The sequence below is a fragment of the Streptomyces sp. Tu 2975 genome (assembly GCF_009832925.1).
Lineage (GTDB): Bacteria > Actinomycetota > Actinomycetes > Streptomycetales > Streptomycetaceae > Streptomyces.
In genome coordinates this window covers 7,360,408-7,379,247 of the sequence record NZ_CP047140.1, presented here as the reverse complement: position 1 = coordinate 7,379,247, position 18,840 = coordinate 7,360,408, and the positions used below count along the sequence as shown (strand labels likewise).

19 protein-coding genes and 2 pseudogenes are annotated in these 18,840 nt (G+C 71.1%); 9 read left to right on the top strand and 12 right to left on the bottom strand.

The window, feature by feature from the left end:
* The first annotated feature begins 19 nt into the window (after positions 1-19).
* Positions 20-775 (top strand): helix-turn-helix domain-containing protein, encoded by a 756-nt coding sequence (locus GLX30_RS33055; protein ID WP_159694578.1) that lies wholly within the window; start codon positions 20-22, stop codon positions 773-775.
* Between the two features lie 49 nt (positions 776-824).
* Here the strand turns inward: GLX30_RS33055 and GLX30_RS33050 are convergent, their stop codons facing one another.
* The gene (locus GLX30_RS33050; protein ID WP_159694577.1) at positions 825-1,130 is read right to left on the bottom strand and encodes an immunity 53 family protein; all 306 of its coding nucleotides are present in this window, start codon (positions 1,128-1,130) and stop codon (positions 825-827) included.
* Positions 1,131-1,209: 79 nt separating this feature from the next.
* Positions 1,210-1,293 (bottom strand): annotated as a pseudogene (locus GLX30_RS35680) (IS630 family transposase); the annotation flags it as partial.
* 300 nt (positions 1,294-1,593) lie between these two features.
* Between GLX30_RS35680 and GLX30_RS33040 the strand changes: the two are divergent.
* On the top strand, positions 1,594-1,824 hold the full coding sequence (locus GLX30_RS33040; RefSeq protein ID WP_244258372.1) for a DUF397 domain-containing protein: 231 nt from the start codon (positions 1,594-1,596) through the stop codon (positions 1,822-1,824).
* A gap of 185 nt (positions 1,825-2,009) precedes the next feature.
* On the opposite strand, the gene GLX30_RS33035 is transcribed toward GLX30_RS33040, so the two are convergent.
* From GLX30_RS33035 to GLX30_RS33010, 6 genes are all read right to left on the bottom strand, one after another.
* Positions 2,010-2,501, bottom strand: coding sequence for a hypothetical protein (locus GLX30_RS33035; RefSeq protein WP_159694576.1), 492 nt, complete (start codon positions 2,499-2,501; stop codon positions 2,010-2,012).
* Positions 2,502-2,739: 238 nt separating this feature from the next.
* Positions 2,740-4,164, bottom strand: coding sequence for a rifampin monooxygenase (gene rox / locus GLX30_RS33030; RefSeq protein WP_159694575.1), 1,425 nt, complete (start codon positions 4,162-4,164; stop codon positions 2,740-2,742).
* Between the two features lie 501 nt (positions 4,165-4,665).
* A complete protein-coding gene (locus tag GLX30_RS33025; RefSeq protein ID WP_159694574.1) occupies positions 4,666-5,706 on the bottom strand; it encodes an SPFH domain-containing protein in 1,041 nt (346 codons plus the stop codon).
* Between the two features lie 3 nt (positions 5,707-5,709).
* A complete protein-coding gene (locus tag GLX30_RS33020; protein ID WP_159694573.1) occupies positions 5,710-6,141 on the bottom strand; it encodes an NfeD family protein in 432 nt (143 codons plus the stop codon).
* Positions 6,142-6,376: 235 nt separating this feature from the next.
* Positions 6,377-7,291: an SDR family oxidoreductase gene (locus tag GLX30_RS33015; RefSeq protein WP_159694572.1), complete on the bottom strand. Its 915-nt coding sequence runs from the start codon at positions 7,289-7,291 to the stop codon at positions 6,377-6,379.
* Between the two features lie 113 nt (positions 7,292-7,404).
* The gene (locus GLX30_RS33010; protein WP_159694571.1) at positions 7,405-8,181 is read right to left on the bottom strand and encodes an SDR family oxidoreductase; all 777 of its coding nucleotides are present in this window, start codon (positions 8,179-8,181) and stop codon (positions 7,405-7,407) included.
* Between the two features lie 77 nt (positions 8,182-8,258).
* Here GLX30_RS33010 and GLX30_RS33005 point away from each other — a divergent pair.
* From GLX30_RS33005 to GLX30_RS32990, 4 genes and pseudogenes are all read left to right on the top strand, one after another.
* Positions 8,259-9,013, top strand: a pseudogene (locus GLX30_RS33005) (enoyl-CoA hydratase family protein).
* Positions 9,010-9,873, top strand: coding sequence for a CoA-transferase (locus tag GLX30_RS33000; protein ID WP_159694570.1), 864 nt, complete (start codon positions 9,010-9,012; stop codon positions 9,871-9,873). Before GLX30_RS33005 ends, GLX30_RS33000 begins: the two are co-directional and overlap by 4 nt.
* Positions 9,870-10,640, top strand: coding sequence for a CoA-transferase (locus GLX30_RS32995; protein ID WP_159694569.1), 771 nt, complete (start codon positions 9,870-9,872; stop codon positions 10,638-10,640). The genes GLX30_RS33000 and GLX30_RS32995 overlap by 4 nt, the downstream gene beginning before the upstream one ends.
* 11 nt (positions 10,641-10,651) lie before the next feature.
* Positions 10,652-11,701 carry a nitronate monooxygenase gene (locus GLX30_RS32990; protein WP_159695382.1) on the top strand — a complete coding sequence of 350 codons (1,050 nt, stop codon included), beginning with the start codon at positions 10,652-10,654 and terminating at the stop codon, positions 11,699-11,701.
* A gap of 216 nt (positions 11,702-11,917) precedes the next feature.
* Here the strand turns inward: GLX30_RS32990 and GLX30_RS32985 are convergent, their stop codons facing one another.
* The 4 genes from GLX30_RS32985 to GLX30_RS32970 are packed head-to-tail and all read right to left on the bottom strand — an operon-like array spanning position 11,918 to position 15,688.
* Positions 11,918-13,075, bottom strand: a complete 1,158-nt coding sequence (locus GLX30_RS32985) for an acetyl-CoA C-acetyltransferase (protein WP_159694568.1) — start codon at positions 13,073-13,075, stop codon at positions 11,918-11,920.
* Between the two features lie 28 nt (positions 13,076-13,103).
* The gene (locus GLX30_RS32980; RefSeq protein WP_159694567.1) at positions 13,104-13,691 is read right to left on the bottom strand and encodes a TetR/AcrR family transcriptional regulator; all 588 of its coding nucleotides are present in this window, start codon (positions 13,689-13,691) and stop codon (positions 13,104-13,106) included.
* A gap of 45 nt (positions 13,692-13,736) precedes the next feature.
* Positions 13,737-14,525 carry an SDR family oxidoreductase gene (locus tag GLX30_RS32975; protein WP_159694566.1) on the bottom strand — a complete coding sequence of 263 codons (789 nt, stop codon included), beginning with the start codon at positions 14,523-14,525 and terminating at the stop codon, positions 13,737-13,739.
* Positions 14,522-15,688 (bottom strand): acyl-CoA dehydrogenase family protein, encoded by a 1,167-nt coding sequence (locus GLX30_RS32970; protein WP_159694565.1) that lies wholly within the window; start codon positions 15,686-15,688, stop codon positions 14,522-14,524. The genes GLX30_RS32975 and GLX30_RS32970 overlap by 4 nt, the downstream gene beginning before the upstream one ends.
* 101 nt (positions 15,689-15,789) lie before the next feature.
* On the opposite strand from GLX30_RS32970, the gene GLX30_RS32965 reads away from it, so the two are divergent.
* From GLX30_RS32965 to GLX30_RS32955, 3 genes are read left to right on the top strand one after another with little or no spacing between them, the layout of a single operon-like run.
* Complete coding sequence (locus GLX30_RS32965; protein WP_159694564.1) at positions 15,790-16,647, top strand: enoyl-CoA hydratase; 858 nt, start codon at positions 15,790-15,792, stop codon at positions 16,645-16,647.
* Positions 16,647-17,825: an acyl-CoA dehydrogenase family protein gene (locus GLX30_RS32960; RefSeq protein WP_159694563.1), complete on the top strand. Its 1,179-nt coding sequence runs from the start codon at positions 16,647-16,649 to the stop codon at positions 17,823-17,825. Before GLX30_RS32965 ends, GLX30_RS32960 begins: the two co-directional genes overlap by 1 nt.
* Positions 17,825-18,814, top strand: coding sequence for an acyl-CoA dehydrogenase family protein (locus GLX30_RS32955; protein ID WP_159695381.1), 990 nt, complete (start codon positions 17,825-17,827; stop codon positions 18,812-18,814). The genes GLX30_RS32960 and GLX30_RS32955 overlap by 1 nt, the downstream gene beginning before the upstream one ends.
* The last annotated feature ends 26 nt before the right edge of the window (positions 18,815-18,840 follow it).

The following is an 18,840-nucleotide window of genomic DNA, read 5'->3' as shown; positions in this document are numbered from 1 at the left end:
GAGCACGAAGGAGATCGCGATGCCGGGAGGCAGGCTCACCCAGCAGGAACGTCAGCAGATCGCGCTAGGGCTGGCCGACGGCCTCGCCTACGCGGAGATCGCCAGACGTCTTGACCGTCCGACCTCGACGATCACCCGTGAGGTGATGCGGAACGGCGGCCCCACCGCCTACCGCGCCGACCTCGCCCACCGCGCCACAGAACGCCGCGCCCACCGGCGCAGGCAGGCAGCGCCCCGGGGAAAGGAGTCACCTCCGCAGGCCCACGGACGCGACGCCGAGGCGGTGAGCGAGTACGAGGAGACGTTCACCACCGCCATGATGCAGTCGGGCCTGCCGAAGATGATGTCCCGGGTCATGGCCGCCCTCAGCATCACCGACACCGGCAGCCTCACCGCGTCCGAACTCGCCCAGCGCCTCGACGTCAGCCCGGCGTCCGTCTCCAAAGCGATCGCGTTCCTCGAGAATCAGGGCATGGTCCGTCGGGAGCGCGACGAACGCCGGCGCGAGCGCTATGTCATGGACGACGACATCATGTATCAGTCGATGTTGGCCAGCGCCCGGGCCATGGACCAGATAGTCCGGACCACGCGGCAGGGCGCCGGCATCCTCGGCCCCCACACCCCGGCCGGCGCCCGCCTCGAGAACATCGCCCGCTTCCTCGATTTCGTCTCCGAGAGCACCGTCCGCGCCGCGGACCAGGCCCGCGAGATCCTCCACGCGAAAGCCACGACTCCCACGGACGGCGCTGCCGATCAGGGTCCGGAACGCGACTAGTGCTCCGACCGCACGGGTTCACCGGGTCCCTGCGTCCGGCTCTCCGGCATCAGGGAGCGATGGTGGTCGCCCACGTGCGGAAAATCCCCAGGGCCTCGGTAAGGTTCCCCGGGCCGCACGCGGCGTGGAAAGTCTTCTCAGCGGTCCAGGCCCAGACCCAGTCCTGAGTGCTGCGATTGACGTCCTGGCGGGGGTACTCGTGTCCCTCCAGGTCCGTCTCCTCCAGATCGATTGTGACGGTCCAGCCGGGGTTGTCGAGCGTGGCGATCTTCACACCCCATTCGTGCTCCCAGTCGCCGTCGCACTGTTGCGCGTACCAGTCCTGCAGCCAGGCCAGATGCTCCGAATCGCTCATGACAGGAGAGGCTGGTGCCGGGACCGAATGGTGCGCCGGGTCGGGTGGTCAGGCTGCTGTTCGCAGTGGTCTGCTGCCCGCGGATGCCCTTCTCGCTGCGGATGCGGGGGCGTTCGCGTCGTTGTACTGCGAGGACGTCGGGGTGGCGGGCGTTGCTGTTGCGCCTGCCTGAGCCGACACATCGCGCCCACGTGTCCGGACAGACCGACCGTCTTGAGGACGATCGAGCCGTCCCGTGCCAAGACCGATGACGCGGTGGCCGTCGCGCCGTGCCCGGCCCCGGTGCCCCGGGCGTCTTCAAGTCGGCTGACTGGAGCGGGAGTCGGCGTCGATCGCACTCGCCGTGTCGGACATCGAGCCACGCGCGGTCTGTCCGGCCGGCAAGGGCATGCGGGTGTGTGGACCGGACGCCGTTGTGGGCAGACTGGGACCGGAAGCCCACACGCGCCGAGGAGAACCCGAGTTGCGACCGATCACCCCGTGGCACAAGAGCTCCTACAGCCTCAATGAGGACAGCTTCTGCGTGGAGACGGCGCAGTTCCCGGACGGTCGCACGGGTGTGCGCGATTCCAAGGTCACCTGCGGTCCGGTGCTGCTCGTGCCGACCAGGCAGTGGACTGCGTTCGTCCAGCATGTCACGGTATTGACCGCAACGTCGCGCGGCGGCTCAACTTCCGTGCCGCAGGCACTGTGAGTGTCGGCCGGGCGTCTCGAGGCGGCTCTCGAACTCGAAGTGAGCGTTCGCCCTCGACCCGATGCGGTGTGGAAGGATCAGGAGATGTCGGGGAGCTGCACCCCGCCTGGACGCCGCCGCCGTTGCCCAGGCGCACCGGCGGTCCGCAGGCCGTCGCCCCCGGCTGACCGAGCATCCGCGACGCGTCAGCAGGAGTCGGCATCCACGGTCACCTCGAGGCTCACGGTGATCGCAGTGAAGGTCTCGGGTGCGGGCGGAGAGACGCGCAGGCAGTACACGGCGTCGACATCGTCGGTGCGGACCTCGAAGCTGTCCGAGTCGGACTCCCCTGCGTCGTCGGCGCCGTAGTTCTCCGACGAAACGCTCACGAAGCCGTTCTCGGGGCCCTCACCGCTGGCTTCGATCGCGTCGGCTATGAGCTGCTCGTAGTCGCCTCTCCACCCGCCCACCTGCTGGGGTGCCGCGTTGAGGCTGTCCACAGCCGCGTGGACCGCGTCGTCAAGTTCCCCTTCGCTCCAGGACGAACTGTCGTGGAGCGCGTACATTCCGGCGGCTGCGAAGAGCAGGGACGCGATGATGAGCGCCATCCCGACGGGGTTGTCGGCGTTGTAGACATAACGATTCGTCCCCCACTTGGAGCGGACGAAGACCGGCTCTGCTTCGTGATCTTCGCTCATGAGCGTCAGCCTAGGGGCTCTGGCACAACTTCTGTGCCTGGGCAATCTGAGCGGCTGGGCGCTTCTACGGCTGTCCGGCCGATCATGGGACTTCACGCTTGGGTCGTTGGTGTGGACATGGGCCGGAGTGATCTCACGAATGCGGAGTGGGAACGGCTGCGGCCGTTCCTGCCGGCCAGTGATCGGCGTTGTGGGCGGTGGTGCGACGGTCCCGTCTCTTCCGGCCGCAACTGCGGGCTCATCCGACGGCGGTGCCGAACCACTTGGGAAGGTAGGTGAGCAGGTCCTGCTGGTGTTCGCCCGCCCAGGCCACGTGGCCGTCCGGGCGCAGGAGTACTGCGGGTACGTCCAGTTCCTCACTCGTGTCGACGATGTGGTCGATCCGGTCTTCCCATCCTGTCACCGACAGTCGGCCGGTCCGGTCGAGGAGCAGTCCGCGGCCGGCGTGCATCTGCTCGTAGAGGCGTCCGTGCTTCAGCGCGACGTCCCGCATCCGCCGACCGAGCAGCTCGTGGCCGCTGCCGAAGTCGTAGCGGACGCCGACCGCGGAGGTCATCTCGGTCACGTACCGGTTCACCTCGTCGAAGTCCAGCAGCTTCGAGAACAGCTCCCGCAGGGCCACTGCGCCGGGGGTGTTCTCCAGCAGCGCGGTCTGCGCGCGGGTGTTGGCCACGACGCCGGCCCCCACCGGGTGGCGTTCGCTGTGGTAGGTGTCGAGCAGGCCGGCCGGTGCCCAGCCGTTGATCTCGGCGGCGAGTTTCCAGCCGAGGTTGAAGGCGTCCTGGACGCCGAGGCTGAGACCCTGGCCGCCGGTCGGCGGGTGGATGTGTGCTGCGTCGCCCGCCAGTAGTACCCGGCCGACCCGGTACCGCTCGGCCTGCCGGGTGGCATCGCCCACCCTGGACAGCCAGCGCGGTGAGTGCGCGCCGAAGTCGGTGCCCGCGTGGGCCCACAGCTGCTCCTTGACCTCCTCAAGGGTCGGCTCGGTCGCCCGGTCCTCGACCACGCCGGCGGCGGGCACGATGACCCGGTACACCCCGTCCCCCAGCGGGACGGTACCGAACCGAACGTGGGCCTTGCGGGCCTCCGCGGTGACGGCGGCCACCGTCGCCGGATCCTCCGTCATCTCCATGTCACCCAGCAGCGTCTCGGTCCTGGCGGGCTCGCCGGGGAAGCCGACGCCGAGCAGCTTGCGTACCGTGCTGCGGCCACCGTCGCAGCCGACGAGGTAGCGCGAGCGCAGCCGCGTGCCGTCGGCCAACTCGACGCTCACCCCGTCCTCGTCCTGGCTCAGCCCGACCAGTTCGCAGCCGCGCCGGATCTCGGCACCGAGCTCGGTGGCGCGCTCGGTCAGCAGCTGTTCGGTGACGGTCTGCGGAGTCGCGAGGCCGAACGGGTGCGCAGTGTCCAACAGCTGCGGCCGCAGCTTGATCAGACCACCGAAATCACTGGTCCGGTACTGCTCGCTCATCGCGAGGAACCGGTCCAACAAGCCCCGCTGGTCCAGCATCTCCACGCTGCGCACCTGAATCCCGCGCCCGCGGGACTGCCCGGCCGGCTCGGTCAGCTTCTCGAGCACGACCGTCCGCACTCCTGCCAGCCGCAGCTCAGCAGCCAGCATCAGCCCGACCGGTCCGCCGCCGGCAACAATCACGTCGATCATCAGAACTTCCCACCCGTTTCCGCAGATCCTGGCTGCCAGTGGCGATTCTGCGCCACGACCCGGGCCTTGCGGCAAGCCCCCTGTGCGCCATAAGTTGATCATGGCAAGGAACGGGCAACCACCTTGCCATCAACCCTACTTGACCGCCGGGACGAACCACCTCTTCCGAAGCGGGCGATGCGCCGGGCACGGCGGTGGGGCGTAGCCGCCCGCTACGACAGAACACCGCCTACGTCGTTCGGGCCCGGGTGCCGTTGGCAGACTGCAGCATCCCGGAGCGCCAGGGGCGGCCCCGATTGTGGGTGCCACGCTGACCCACGATCCAGGATTGGGTGACCCGCCGGCCTACCCGCGCGTTGTTCTGGTCCACCATTCGTCCCGACGGCAAGGCACGCCGGGCCCTGGCCGGAGCGGGGGCCGGCTCGGCCGTTTCGTTCGAATCACCGAGCGGACCAGAGTGGGCAGGCGACAGGCGACCGAGTGGGTCGCCGACAGTGACCGTCAGCGAGAGCCGGGTGGGCGGAGGGCGTCGGAGGCGGCACCGTCCGCCTTCGCCGCGTCGGCGAGGGCCTCGGCAGCGGCCTCCGCGGCCTGTGCCGCGTCGTCCGCGGCGTCGCCCGCGGCCTTGTCGTCCGCGGTCTTCTCCCGGGTGGCCGGCGACCGGGGCAGAGCTTCGCCGAAGGCACGGGACACGCCTTGGAGCGCGGAGGTGACCTCGCTGGGGATCATCCAGAAGGTGCTGCCCTGGCCCTGCGCGAGCTGCGGCAGCGTCTGGAGGTACTGGTAGGCCAGCAGTTTGGGGTCAGGATCGTTGCGGTGCACAGCCTGGAACACCTCGTCGATGGCTCGCGACTGGCCCTCGGCCTTGAGAATCTCGGCGGTACGGTTGCCCTCCGCGCGTAGGACGGCGGACTGCTTGTCCCCCTCAGCGGTGAGAATCTGTGCCTGGCGCTGTCCCTCGGCGCCGAGGATCGCGGCCCTCTTGTCACGCTCGGCCCGCATCTGCTTCTCCATGGCGTCCTTGATGGACTGCGGGGGGTCGATGGCCTTGATCTCCACCCGGTTGACCCTCAACCCCCATTTGCCGGTGGCCTCGTCCAGCACGCCACGGAGCTGGCTGTTGATGGTGTCACGGGAGGTGAGGGTCTTCTCCAGGTCCATCGAACCGACCACATTGCGCAAAGTGGTGACGGTCAGCTGCTCGACCGCCTGCAGGAAGTTGGCGATCTCATAGGCAGCCGCCCGTGGGTCGGTGACCTGGAAGTAGATGACAGTGTCGATCTCGACGACCAGGTTGTCCTCGGTGATGACCGGCTGGGGCCTGAAGGACACCACCTGTTCCCGCAGGTCGATCGGCGGATGGACGCGATCGATGTAGGGGACGACGACGTTGAGGCCGGGCTGCAGGGTGCGGTGGTAGCGGCCGAGCCGTTCGACGTTTCGTGCGCGGGCCTGGGGCACGATGCGCACCGCCCGCACGACGGTGAAGACGGCGAAGAGGGCGATGATCAGGCCGGCGATGAGGAGCGCCGATACTTCCATGGTTCACTCCCGGGGGTAAACGAGCGCGGTGGCGCCACTGATCTCGATGACGTCGACGGTCGTTCCGGGCGGGATCACCAGCGTCTCGTCATAGGGGCGGGCCGTCCATTCCTCGCCACCGATGCGCACCCTGCCGCCCAGGGCTGTCACCTCCGAGACCGCATAGGCAGCCCTTCCGACCAGAGCGTCCACGCCGAACCGCTCCGCATGAGGCCGGCGCACGTGACGCAATGCGACGGGGCGCAGGAACAGCAGGCTGACCGTGGCGACGACGGTGAACACCAGGAACTGCCACGGCAGCGGCAGTCCGACCGCGGCGGAACCCGCCGTGACCAATGCCGCCCCACCCAGCATCCCCAGCGCGACGGTGAGAGTGAAGATCTCCGCCACAGCCAGTACCGCTCCGACGATCAACCAGATCAGCCATGGATCCATCAGCAGCCCTCCTGTCGAGTGCGGGTGCGCGAATGGACGGCCGTTCCCCGTGCCGCGGCATTGCCGCGAAGCGAGCGACGTTCGGTCGAATGTGGCACTTTAGGATAATTTTACCGGTTCCGGAGAGTCCACTTCCTCAGCGCAGATCAGGCGCGATGCAGGAGATGGCGGATCGGCCGGTCCGCTGTGCCCGGTGCTCTCCGCCCTGACGGTGGGCCGGTGGGTACGGCGGCAGTCACCGCGCCCCGTACACCGGCTGGGGCCTCCCGGCCGCGGCGAGCAGTTCCAGCGCGGTTCCGCCTGCCTCGGCCGGGGTCCAGCGGGAGCCTTTGTCCGCGGTGGGCCCCGGACGCCAGCCCTCCATGACGGTGATCCGGCCGGCCTCGGCCTCGAAGACCCGGCCGGTCACCCCGGCAGAGGCGGAGGAGCCCAGCCAGACGACGAGCGGGGAGACGTTCTCCGGGGCCATGGCGTCGAACGCACCGTCCTCGGGGGCGGCCATGGTGTCGGCGAAGGTCTGCTCGGTCATCCGGGTGCGGGCGGCCGGGGCGATCACGTTGACCTGGACGCCGTAGCGCGCCAGCTCCGCCGAGGCGACGAGCGTCAGGCCGATGATCCCGGCCTTGGCGGCGGCGTAGTTGCCCTGACCGACACTGCCCAGCAAGCCGGCCCCGGAGCTGGTGTTGATCACGCGGGCCTCGGGTGTACGGCCGGCCTTCGTCTCGGCGCGCCAGTGCGCGGCGGCGTGCTTGAGCGGCAGGAAGTGGCCCTTGAGGTGGACGCGCATGACGGTGTCCCAGTCGTCCTCGTCCAGGTTGACGAGCATGCGGTCGCGCAGGAAGCCGGCGTTGTTGACGAGGGTGTCGAGGCGGCCGAAGGTGTCCACCGCGATGGAGATGAGCGAGGCCGCGCCGTCGGCGGTGGTGATGTCGCCGTCATGGGCGGCCGCCTCTCCGCCGAGGGCGCGGATCTCGTCGACGACCTGTTGGGCGGGCCCGGAGGCCCCTCCGCTGCCGTCGAGGCCGACGCCGAGGTCGTTGACGACGACTCTCGCTCCCTCGGCGGCGAAGGCGAGGGCGTGCGCACGGCCCAGCCCGCGGCCGGCCCCGGTGACGACGGCGACGCGCCCGGCGCAGATTCCGGTGGTCATGGCTGTCTCCTTTCGGTGAGCTCCTCTTCCGCCGGCCGCCCGGGCCTGGTGCCCACGGGCTCGACCACGGCGGCGGCGGACGGGCGGACGCACGCCTCGTCCCTGCCGTGCGGTCAGTTGTTGACGGTGGCGGCGTCGAGGAACGCGGGGCGTTCGCCTCCACCGTGGACGTGCAGGGCGGCGCCGCTGATGTAGGCGGCGCGGTCGGAGGCGAGGAAGACGCAGGCGTCGCCGATGTCGGCCGGGTCGGCGAGCCGGCCGAGCGGCACGGTGCGGCCGACGGCGGCGATGCCGTTTTCGTCCCCGTAGTGCAGATGGGACAGTTCGGTGCGGACCATGCCGAGGACAAGGGTGTTGACCCGGACCCGGGGCGCCCATTCGACGGCCATGGAGCGGGCGAGGTTCTCCAGGCCCGCCTTGGCTGCTCCGTACGCCGCGGTCCCGGGGGACGGGCGGGTCCCGCTGACGCTGCCGACCATCACGATCGATCCGCCCCCGCTCTGACGGTGCATCACTTCGAAGGCGGCGAGCGAGGCGGTCAGCGGCGCGACGAGGTTCAACCCGACGACGCGGGAATGGTGTTCGGCCCCGCCTTCGTCGAGCATGCGGAACGGAGTTCCCCCGGCGTTGTTGACCAGGGTGTCCAGCCGCCCGTAGTCGCTCCGCACCTGTTCGAAGAATCCGCCGATCGCCGCCGGGTCGCGGACGTCGACGGGGAGGAAGCGGGCCGTGCGCCCGGCCGCCTCGACGGGCTTGTCCGGGGGCCGTCGCGCGCAGGTCACGACCTGCGCACCGGCTTCGAGCAGGGCGCGGCTGATGCCGGCGCCGACGCCCCGGGTTCCGCCGGTGACGACGGCGACGGAGCCGGACAGGTCGGTGATCGCTGCCAATGGGCACCTCCCGTAGCGAGGGATCCACTGCTACCTTCGCCTAACAAACGTTTGGTGGGAAGGTAGCTGATGTGCTCATGGGTGTCTCCACCTCCGCCCCGCAAGGGGCATCACCGTCGTCACGATGGACTTCCCTCCGGTCAACGCCCTTCCCGTACAAGGCTGGTACGACCTGGCCGGCGCGGTGCGCGCCGCCGGGGCCGATCCGACGGCGCGCTGCGTGGTGATCACGGCCGCGGGCCGCGGCTTCAACGCCGGGGTGGACATCAAGGAGATGCAGCGCACGGCCGGGTACGACGCCCTGATCGGGGCCAACCGCGGCTGCTACGAGGCCTTCGCCGCGGTCTACGACTGCGAGGTCCCGGTGGTCGCCGCGGTCCACGGCTTCTGCCTGGGCGGCGGTATCGGCCTCGTCGGCAACGCCGACGCCGTCGTCGCCTCCGACGACGCGACCTTCGGACTGCCCGAACTGGACCGGGGCGCGCTCGGCGCGGCGACCCACCTCGCCCGGCTGGTCCCCCAGCATCTGATGCGGACGCTGTACTTCACCTCCCGCACCGTCACCGCCCAGGAGCTGCACCGGCACGGCTCGGTGTGGCGGGTCGTCCCCCGCGAGCAACTCCACGGCGCCGCACTGGAACTGGCCCAGGAGATCGCAGCCAAGGACGGAGCGCTGATCCGCCTCGCCAAGGCCGCGATCAACGGGATCGACCCGGTGGACGTCCGCCGCAGCTACCGCTTCGAGCAGGGTTTCACCTTCGAGGCCAACCTCGGCGGCCTCGCCGACCAGCACCGCGACGCGTTCGTCTCGTCCAAGGAGGAGGAACGGTGAGCGACAAGACGATGACCGTCGAGGGGGTGGCCGGCCGCCTCGAGAACGGGATGACGATCGGCATCGGCGGCTGGGGCTCGCGGCGCAAGCCGATGGCACTGGTGCGCGCGCTGCTGCGTTCGGACGTCACGGATCTGACCGTCGTGTCCTACGGCGGCCCGGACGTCGGGTTGCTCGCCGCCGCCGGGAAGATCCGCAAGCTGGTCGCGGCGTTCGCCACGCTCGACTCCATCCCCCTCGAGCCGCACTTCGGGACGGCGCGGCAGCGCGCCGCGTTCGAGATGGTGGAGCTGGACGAGGCCATGGTCATGTGGGGCCTCACCGCTGCCGCGCAGCGGCTGCCGTTCATGCCGGTCCGGGCCGGTCTCGCCTCGGACGTGATGAGCGTCAACCCGACGCTGCGCACGGTCACTTCCCCGTACGAGGACGGTGAGGAGCTGGTCGCGGTCCCGGCCCTGCGGCTGGACGCCGCGCTGGTCCACCTCAACCGGGCCGACGTGCAGGGCAACGCCCAGTACCTGGGCCCGGACCCGTACTTCGACGATCTGTTCTGCGAGGCCGCCGACGCGGCGTACGTCTCCTGCGAGCGGATCGTGGACACAGCAGACCTGCTGAAGGACTCCGGTCCGCAGTCCCTGCTGGTCAAGCGCGCGTTCGTGAGCGGCGTCGTCGAGGCCCCGCACGGGGCGCACTTCACCTCCTGCGCCCCCGACCACGACCGCGACGAGGCGTTCCAGCGGGCCTACGCCCGGGCTGCCCGCGACCCCGAGACCTGGCGGGCCTTCTGCGAGCGGTTCCTGTCGGGCGACGAGGGCGCCTACCGGGCAGCAGTGGCGGCGTTCCACGAGGAGGAAGCATGAGCGGCGGCCCGACGACGGCGACGCGGGCCGAGTACTGCGTGGTGGCGTGCGCCGAGGCATGGCGGAGCGCCGGCGAGGTCTTGGCCGCCCCGATGGGCACCGTCCCCACGATCGGGGCCCGGCTGGCGAAGCTCACCTTCTCCCCCGACCTGCTGCTGACGGACGGCGAAGCGCTGCTCGTCGGCGACGTACCGGCAGTCGGCGCAGAGGCACGGGTGGTGGAGGGCTGGTTGCCCTACCGGCAGCATCTGGCCCTGGTCGCAACCGGGCGACGCCACGTGATGATGGGCGCGAGCCAGCTCGACCGGCACGGCAACCAGAACATCTCCTGCATCGGCGAGTGGGCCCGGCCGATGAGACAACTGCTGGGCGTGCGCGGTGCCCCCGTCAACACCTGTAACAATCCGACGAGTTACTGGGTGCCCCGGCACTCGCCCCGGGTCTTCGTCGAGCGGGTCGACATGGTGTGCGGGGTCGGCTACGACCGCGCCGCCGCCGCCGGCCCCTCGGCGACCCGCTTCCACCGCCTCCCGGACGTCATCACCGACCTGGGCGTGTTCGATTTCGAGACCCCGGACCGGACGATGCGCCTGCGTTCACTGCACCCCGGCGTCACGGTCGATGAGGTCGCCGGGGCCACCGGCTTCGCGCTCACCGTCCCCGACGACGTTCCGCACACACGTGAGCCCACCGCCGAGGAGCTGCGGCTCGTCCGGGAGGTTGTCGACCCGGCGGCGCTGCGCGAACGCGAGGTGCCGGCCGCATGAGCGACGTCACCATGAGGACTCCGCTCACCGAGCTGACCGGTGTCCGGCACCCCGTCGTGCAGACCGGCATGGGCTGGGTGGCCGGGCCCCGCCTGGTCTCGGCCGCCGCCGACGCGGGTGCGCTGGGGATCCTCGGCTCCGCCACCATGACCACGGACCGGCTCCGCTCGGCGGTGCGCGAGGTCAGGTCCCGTACGGACGCGCCGTTCGGGGTCAATCTGCGGGCGGACGCGGCGGACGCGGCCGAGCGCGTACGGATCATCGTCGACGAGGACGTCAAGGTCGCCTCCTTCGCGCTCGCCCCCTCCCGGGAGCTGATCGAGCGGCTGAAGGACGCCGGGGTCGTCGTCATCCCGTCCGTGGGCTCCCGGCGGCACGCCGAGAAGGTCGCCGCGTGGGGCGCCGACGCGGTGGTGGTGCAGGGCGGCGAGGGCGGCGGGCACACCGGTGCCGTCGCCACCAGCGTTCTGCTCCCCCAGGTCGTGGACGCCGTCGACATCCCGGTGATCGCCGCCGGCGGCTTCCGTGACGGGCGCGGTCTCGTCGCGGCCCTGGCCTTCGGCGCCGCCGGAATCGCCATGGGCACCCGCTTCCTGCTGACCTCCGACAGCAGTGTTCCCGACGCGATCAAGGCCAGGTACCTGGCCGCGACCGTCCAGGACGTCACCGTCACCACCGCCGTGGACGGCCTGCCCCATCGGATGCTGCGCACCGAGCTGGTCGACGCGCTGGAACGCTCGGGACGGGCCGCCTCGCTGCTGCGGGCGGTCCGCCACGCCGCGGCCTTCCGCCGCGAGAGCGGCATGGGCTGGGCGCAGATGGTGCGCGACGGCCTGGCGATGAGACACGGCAGGGAGCTGTCCTGGAGTCAGGTACTGCTGGCCGCCAACACACCGATGCTGCTGAAGGCGTCGATGGTCGACGGGCGCCCCGACGCCGGTGTTATGGCCGCCGGCCAGGTCGCGGGGCTGATCGACGACCTGCCGTCCTGCGCCGAGCTCGTGGACTCCGTGATGGCGGAAGCACACGCCACCCTCCGCTGCCTCCTCTCCACGCGTTGAAGGCCCGCGGCCCGTTCCGTCCGGGACTGCGCCGAGACCGTGGCACCGGGAACCGGCCCCCGTCTTCCGCCGGAGCGGCGGGCCCGTGACGGCGCCGGGCTGAGGGGCCGTCGGCGGACCGGGCCCGCGGCCGGCTCGGGCGCTCGCCGCGTACGGCCCGCCGGCCGAAGGGACCGGCGGGCCGTACGGCGCCGTGGCAGGTCGGAGCCGTGCGACTCAGAGCCGTTCGATGATCGTGACGTTCGCCTGGCCGCCGCCCTCACACATCGTCTGGAGGCCGTAGCGGCCGCCCGTGCGCTCCAGTTCGTGCAGCAGGGTGGTCATCAGCTTGGTGCCGGTGGCGCCGAGCGGGTGGCCGAGGGCGATGGCCCCGCCGTTGACGTTGACCTTCTCCGGGTCGGCCCCGGTCTCCTTCAGCCACGCCAGCACCACGGGAGCGAAGGCTTCGTTGATCTCGACCAGGGCGATGTCGTCGAGCGTCATCCCGGCCTTCTTCAGTGCGTACGCCGTGGCCGGGATCGGCGCGGTCAGCATGCGGATGGGGTCCTCGCCGCGCGCCGAGAGGTGGTGGATGCGGGCGCGCGGGGTGAGCCCGTGCTCGCGTACGGCCCGTTCGCTCGCCAGCAGCATGGCGGACGCGCCGTCGGAGACCTGGGAGGAGCACGCGGCGGTGATGCTGCCGCCGTCGATGACCGGCCTCAGGCCGGCCATCTTCTCCAGGCCGGTGTCGCGGCGCGGGCCCTCGTCGGTCGTCACGTCACCGTACGGGACGAGTTCGCGCTCGAAGCGGCCCTCGTCGATGGCGCGGATCGCCCGCTGGTGGGAGCGCAGTGCGAACTCCTCCATGTCACGACGGGAGATGCCCCACTTGGCGGCGATCATCTCGGCGCCCGCGAACTGGTTGACCGGCCGGTCGCCGTAGCGGGCCCGCCAGCCCTCCGAGCCGGCGAAGGGGCCCTGGGTCAGGCCGAGTGGCTCGGCGGCCTGACGGGTCGCGAAGGCGATGGGGATCATCGACATGTTCTGCACTCCGCCCGCGACCACCAGGTCCTGCGTGCCCGACAGCACCGCCTGGGCCGCGAAGTGCACGGCCTGCTGCGAGGAGCCGCACTGGCGGTCCACGGTCACACCGGGCACTTCCTCCGGCAGTCCCGCGGCCAGCCAGGAGGTGCGGGCTATGTCGCCGGCCTGGGGGCCGACGGTGTCCAGGCAGCCGAGGACGACGTCCTCGACGGCCGCCGGATCGGCGCCCGAGCGCGCCATCAGCGCCTTGAGGACGTGTGCGCCGAGGTCGGCCGGGTGGACGGCGGACAGCCCGCCGTTCCGCCTCCCGACGGGGGTACGGACCGCTTCGACGATGTATGCCTCGGCCATGGCCGCTCCTTCTCCGATGTCTGCGGTGTCATCCGCGGAGGGCGATCCCCTCCAGCACCATCGACAGGTACTGGCGGGCGATCTCCTCCGGGCTGTGCTGTCCCTCCGGCCGGTACCAGGACGCGGCGACCCATACGGTGTCGCGTACGAAGCGGTAGGTGAGCCGGACGTCGAGATCGGCGCGGAAGACGCCCTCGGCGACGCCGCGCTCCAGCGTCCCGAGCCACGCCTTCTCGAACTTCTGCTGCGAGTCGGCGAGATAGCCGAAGCGCGGCCGGGTCCGGAGGTGCTGGGACTCCTTCTGATAGATGGCGACCGCGGCACGGTGGCGGTCGATCTCCCGGAAGGACTCGGTGACGAGGGCCTCGATCGTCTCCCTCGGACCGATTCCGGCTAGGAGGACGGCGTCGTACCGGGCCCACAGATGGTCCAGGAAGGTGGAGAGGATCTCGTCGAGCATCGACTCCTTGGAGTCGAAGTGGTAGTAGAGGCTGCCCGCGAGCATCCCCGCCGCGTCCGCGATCTTGCGGACGGTGGTGGCGTTGTACCCCTGTGCGGCGAACACCTCGGCCGCGGTGGCGAGGAGCTCCTCGCGCCGGTCGGGAGACGGGCTCATCGTGGTCCTTCTGCTGCTGCTTTTCGGCACACCACCATTCTCGCCTCACGGGTGCTGGCTGCTGACGGCCAGGATCTCGCCGGTCATGTACGAGGAGTAGCCGCTTGCCAGGAACACGATGACGTTGGCCACCTCCCACGGCTCGGCGTATCGGCCGAACGCCTCGCGGGAGGTCAGCTCCTCCAGCAGTTCGGGGGTGGTGACCTTCGCCAGGTGCGGATGCATGGCGAGGCTGGGCGAGACGGCGTTGACGCGCACTCCGTACTCGGCGGCCTCCAGCGCGGCGCAGCGGGTGAGCGCCATGACCCCGGCCTTGGCGGCGGCGTAGTGCGACTGGCCCTTCTGCGCCCGCCAGCCGATCACCGAGGCATTGTTGACGATGACGCCCCCGCCACCCGTGGCCTTCATGCGGCGCAGAGCGGCGCGGGTGCAGCGGAACGTGCCGTTCAAGGTGACGTCGAGGACCTTGTCCCACTGCTCGTCGGGCATGTCGACGAGATCGGCCGTGCCACCGAGCCCGGCGTTGTTGACCACGATGTCGAGGCGTCCGTGCCGCTCCTCGGCGTGGTCGAAGAGTGCCCTCACCCGGGTCTCGTCGGTCACGTCGCAGGGCAGCGACGACACGCGGCCGGCACCGAAGCGGGCGGCCAGCTCCGCCTCCGACTCCTTCAGCCTGCGGGCGTGCGCGTCGGAGACGACGACGTTCGCCCCCTCCTCCAGGAGCCGCCTGGCGGTCGCGCCGCCGATCCCCGCGCCCGCTGCGGCGGTGACGACGGCGGTACGGCCGGCGAGCAGGCGGTGGCCCGGCTCGTACGGCGGCGGGGCCGAGGTCATGGGTGGGCCTCCTTGGGCAGGCCGAGGACCCGCTCGGCGATGATGTTGCGCTGGATCTCGTTCGATCCGGCGTAGATGGTGTCGGAGCGGGAGAAGAGGAACAGCCGCTGGAAGTCGTCGAGGTCGTACGGCGCGCCGGCCGCGAGCATGCCGTCGGCGCCGCAGACGTCCATGGCGAGCTCGCCCAGCTCCCGGTGCCAGGTCGCCCAGAAGATCTTGCAGATGGACGCCTCGGGGCCCGGTGCGCCGGCCGCGACACCGTCGAGCATCCGCAGTGCATTGGCCCGGATGATCTCGAGGCCGATCCAGGCGCGGGTGATCCGGTCGCGGATCAGCGGGTCCTCTGCCGCGCCGTTGCGCTTGGCCAGGTCTATGACGGCCGCCAGCTCGCGGCGGAAGCCGACCTGCTGTCCGAGGGTGGACACACCGCGCTCGAAGCCGAGTGTGGCCATGGCGATCTTCCAGCCCTCGCCGGGTGCTCCGACGACGTTCCCCGCGGGCGTGCGGGCGGCGTCGAAGAACACCTCGTTGAACTCGCAGGTACCGGTCAGCTGCGCAATCGGCCGCACCTCCACGCCGGGCTGGTCCAGCGGCACCAGCAGATAGGACAGGCCACGGTGGCGGGTGGTGCCAGGTTCGGTGCGGGCGACGACGAAGCACCAGTCGGACGCGTGCGCGAGTGACGTCCATGTCTTCTGGCCGGTGATCACCCACTCCTCACCGTCGAGCTCGGCCCGCGTCCGTACGCCTCCCAGGTCCGACCCGGCGTCCGGCTCGCTGTACCCCTGGCACCACAGTTCCTCGACCGCCACGATCCGGGGGAGGTAGCGCTCGCACTGCGCGGGCGTACCGAAGGCGATCAGGGTGGGGCCGAGCAGTTGCTCCCCGATGTGGCCCACGCGGGCGGGGGCCTCCGCGAGGGCGTACTCCTCGTGGAGGGCGACCTGCTGCTCGAGGGTCGCGCCCCGGCCGCCGTACTCCTTCGGCCAGCCGATACAGGTCCAGCCCGCGGCGGCCATGTGGCGCTCCCAGGCGAGGCGTTCGGCGAAGGTCTCGTGCTCCTTGCCGGGTCCGCCGCGCCCTCGCAGGCTCGCGAACTCCCCAGTGAGAGCGGCTCGCAGCCAGTCGCGGAACTCGGCGCGGAACTCCTCGACGCTGCTCATGGGCGGCTCCGGACGGCTCTCGGCGAACGGGCGATTCGACTTCTCGACGGCCGATGGCTCGTACGTTAACCTACCAAACACTTGTTAGGGAAGGAGGGCGGATGTCCGCCGCTCGCACCGCACCCGCCGAGCCCGTCCGCTACGAACGCCACGACGCCGTGGCCGTGGTCACCATGGACCGGCCCGATCACCGGAACGCCCAGAACTCCGCGATGACCTACGCCCTGGACCGCGCCCTCTACCGGGCTGCCGACGACGACGAGGTGAAGGTCGTGGTCCTCGCGGGAGCGGGGAAGCACTTCTCTGCCGGCCACGACATCGGCACCCCGGAGAGGGACGCGCATCTTCCTTTCGACCGCAAGGCGGGCCTGTGGTGGGACCACTCGGACAAGCAAGGGGCGGAGAGCCGCTACGCCCGCGAGTCCGAGGTCTACCTGGGCATGTGCCGCCGCTGGCGCGAACTGCCCAAGCCGTTGATCGCCTCCGTGCAGGGCGCGTGCATCGCGGGCGGCCTGATGCTGGCCTGGATCTGCGACCTGATCGTCGCCTCCGAGGACGCCTTCTTCGCCGACCCGGTGGTACGCATGGGCATCCCCGGCGTGGAGTACTTCGCCCACCCATGGGTGATGCCGCCGCGCATCGCCAAGGAGTTCCTCTACACCGGCGACCGGATGAGCGCGCAGCGCGCCTACGAGGTCGGGATGGTCAACCGGGTCGTGCCCCGCACCGAACTGGCAGACCACACCATGGAGTTGGCGACCCGGATCGCCGACATGCCGCGCCTGGGGCTGGCGCTGACGAAGCGGGCCGTCAACCAGGCCGAGGACCTGCAGGGACTGCACTCCGGACTGGACTCGGTCTTCGGACTGCACCACCTGGCGCACGCCCACAACGCCGAGACCGCGAAGGACTCGCTCGGCGGCATGGACGTCCGCGCGATGAAGGAGGCCTCCTCCTGATGGACCTCGACTTCACCGCCGAGGAGGAGGCGTTCCGCGCCGAGGCCCGCGCCTGGCTCGCCACCCGTGTCCCGGCCGCACCTCTGCCTTCCCTGGAGACCGCCGAGGGCTTCTCGGCCCACCGCGCATGGGAGCGGACCCTGTCCGCGGACCGCTGGTCGGTGGTCTCCTGGCCCGAGGAGTACGGCGGCCGGGGCGCCTCGATCCTCGAGTGGCTGATCTTCGAGGAGGAGTACTACGCCGCCGGCGCACCCGGCCGGGTCAGCCAGAACGGCATCAATCTCCTCGCCCCCACCCTCTTCGAGCACGGCACGGACGAGCAACTGGCCCGGATCCTGCCGCCGATGGCGAGCGGCGACGTGATCTGGGCGCAGGCCTGGTCCGAGCCGGAGGCCGGATCGGATCTCGCAAGCCTGCGCTCCACGGCCGTAAGGACCGACGGGGGCTGGCTCTTGAGCGGCCAGAAGACCTGGTCGTCGCGGGCGGCCTTCGCCGACCGGGCGTTCGGCCTCTTCCGCGGCGACCAGGGCGACACGAAGGCGGCCGAGCCTCACCACGGCCTGACGTACCTCATGTTCCCACTGGATGCGCACGGTGTGACCGTGCGTCCCATCGGCCGGCTCGACGGCAAGCCCGCCTTCGCCGAACTCTTCCTCGACGACGTCTTCGTCCCGGACCAGGACGTGATCGGCGAGCCGGGGCAGGGATGGCGGGTCGCCATGAGCACCACGGGCAACGAGCGCGGGCTGACGCTGCGCAGCCCCGGACGGTTCACCGCGGCGGCCGACCGCCTGGTGGCCCTGTGGCGCTCGGGCGCCGACCCGGGCGACACCGCCCTGCGCGACCGGGTCGCCGACGCCGTCATCGGCGCCCGCGCGTACCAGCTCTTCACCTACGCGGGCGCCTCGCGGATCGCCGCAGGAGGGGCGGTCGGCGCCGAGACGAGCCTCAACAAGGTCTTCTGGTCCGAGCTGGACATCGCCCTCCACGAAACCGCGCTGGACCTGCTGGGCCCGTACGGCGAACTGTCGGACACGGCCGGGGAGGCGCCGGCGCGCGGGAGCTGGGCCGAGGGGTACACCTTCTCCCTCGCCGGCCCCATCTACGCGGGCACCAACGAGATCCAGCGCGACATCATCGCCGAGCGGCTGCTCGGCCTGCCGAAGGGGCGCCGGTGATGCGGTTCCTCCTCGACGACGAACAGCAGGCGTTCGCCCGCTCCCTGGACGGCATGCTCGAGGCGGCCGGAACCCCCGCCGTCGTACGGGCCTGGGCCGCCGGGGACACCGCGCCCGGCCGCGCGCTCTGGTCCCGGCTCGCGGAGGCCGGGGTCTTCGCCCTCGCCGTGCCGGAGCAGCACGACGGCCTGGGCCCGCTACCCGTCGAACTCGGCGTCGCCTTCACGGAAATGGGCCGTCACGCGGTGCCGGGCCCGCTCGTGGAGACGGTGGCCGTGGCGGCGTTCCTCGACCGCCTGGGCGACGACGCGGTGGCCGCCGTGTGGTTGCCCGCCATCGCGTCCGGCAAGACGGCCGCCTCCCTCTGTCTGCTCTCCGACGACAGCCCCTACGCCTTGGACGCCCACGCCGCCGACGCGGTCTTCGTCGTGGAAGGCGACGCCGTACGCCTGGCAGCGGCGTCCGGGCCCGTCCAGCCGTCCGCCGACCCGGCGCGCCGGCCGGCCCGCCCGCTCGGCGGGACGGTCCTGGCGCGAAGGCCGGAGGTGGCCGCCGCGGCCGGGCACGCCGCCGATGTCGCGGCGCTGGTGACGGCGGCCCAGGCCCTCGGTCTGGGCCGCACCCTGCTGGCACGAACCGTCGAACACGCCCGGCGGCGCACCCAGTTCGGGGTGGTGATCGGCTCGTTCCAGACGGTGAAGCACCGGCTGGCCGACGCGCTGATCGCCCTGGAGTTCGCCCAGCCCTTGGTGCGGGCCGCGGCCGTGGCCCTGGCCGCGCACGATCCGGCCGCCGGCCGCGAGATCGCGGCGGCGAAGGTCACGGCGTGCGAGGCGGCCTGCGCCGCTGCTCGAACCGCCCTGCAGATCCACGGCGCCCTCGGCTACACCGCGGAGTTCGACCTCTCCCTGTGGATCCGCAAGGCCCGGGCGCTGCGGTCGGCCTGGGGCACACCGGCCGCCTGCCGCGCCCGCGTACTGGCCCCCTGAAACCCGGCACCGAGCGGCATGGAAGG

Coding starts and splice junctions, on each gene's coding strand:
- GLX30_RS33020 (WP_159694573.1), bottom strand. CDS start 6,141: ATGGATCCATGGCTGATCTGGTTGATCGTCGGAGCGGTACTGGCTGTG.
- GLX30_RS32960 (WP_159694563.1), top strand. CDS start 16,647: ATGGACCTCGACTTCACCGCCGAGGAGGAGGCGTTCCGCGCCGAGGCC.
- GLX30_RS32975 (WP_159694566.1), bottom strand. CDS start 14,525: ATGACCTCGGCCCCGCCGCCGTACGAGCCGGGCCACCGCCTGCTCGCC.
- GLX30_RS33035 (WP_159694576.1), bottom strand. CDS start 2,501: ATGAGCGAAGATCACGAAGCAGAGCCGGTCTTCGTCCGCTCCAAGTGG.
- GLX30_RS32985 (WP_159694568.1), bottom strand. CDS start 13,075: ATGGCCGAGGCATACATCGTCGAAGCGGTCCGTACCCCCGTCGGGAGG.
- GLX30_RS33015 (WP_159694572.1), bottom strand. CDS start 7,291: ATGACCACCGGAATCTGCGCCGGGCGCGTCGCCGTCGTCACCGGGGCC.
- GLX30_RS33055 (WP_159694578.1), top strand. CDS start 20: ATGCCGGGAGGCAGGCTCACCCAGCAGGAACGTCAGCAGATCGCGCTA.
- GLX30_RS32980 (WP_159694567.1), bottom strand. CDS start 13,691: ATGAGCCCGTCTCCCGACCGGCGCGAGGAGCTCCTCGCCACCGCGGCC.
- GLX30_RS32995 (WP_159694569.1), top strand. CDS start 9,870: ATGAGCGGCGGCCCGACGACGGCGACGCGGGCCGAGTACTGCGTGGTG.
- rox (WP_159694575.1), bottom strand. CDS start 4,164: ATGATCGACGTGATTGTTGCCGGCGGCGGACCGGTCGGGCTGATGCTG.
- GLX30_RS32955 (WP_159695381.1), top strand. CDS start 17,825: ATGCGGTTCCTCCTCGACGACGAACAGCAGGCGTTCGCCCGCTCCCTG.
- GLX30_RS33050 (WP_159694577.1), bottom strand. CDS start 1,130: ATGAGCGATTCGGAGCATCTGGCCTGGCTGCAGGACTGGTACGCGCAA.
- GLX30_RS32970 (WP_159694565.1), bottom strand. CDS start 15,688: ATGAGCAGCGTCGAGGAGTTCCGCGCCGAGTTCCGCGACTGGCTGCGA.
- GLX30_RS32965 (WP_159694564.1), top strand. CDS start 15,790: ATGTCCGCCGCTCGCACCGCACCCGCCGAGCCCGTCCGCTACGAACGC.
- GLX30_RS32990 (WP_159695382.1), top strand. CDS start 10,652: ATGAGGACTCCGCTCACCGAGCTGACCGGTGTCCGGCACCCCGTCGTG.
- GLX30_RS33025 (WP_159694574.1), bottom strand. CDS start 5,706: ATGGAAGTATCGGCGCTCCTCATCGCCGGCCTGATCATCGCCCTCTTC.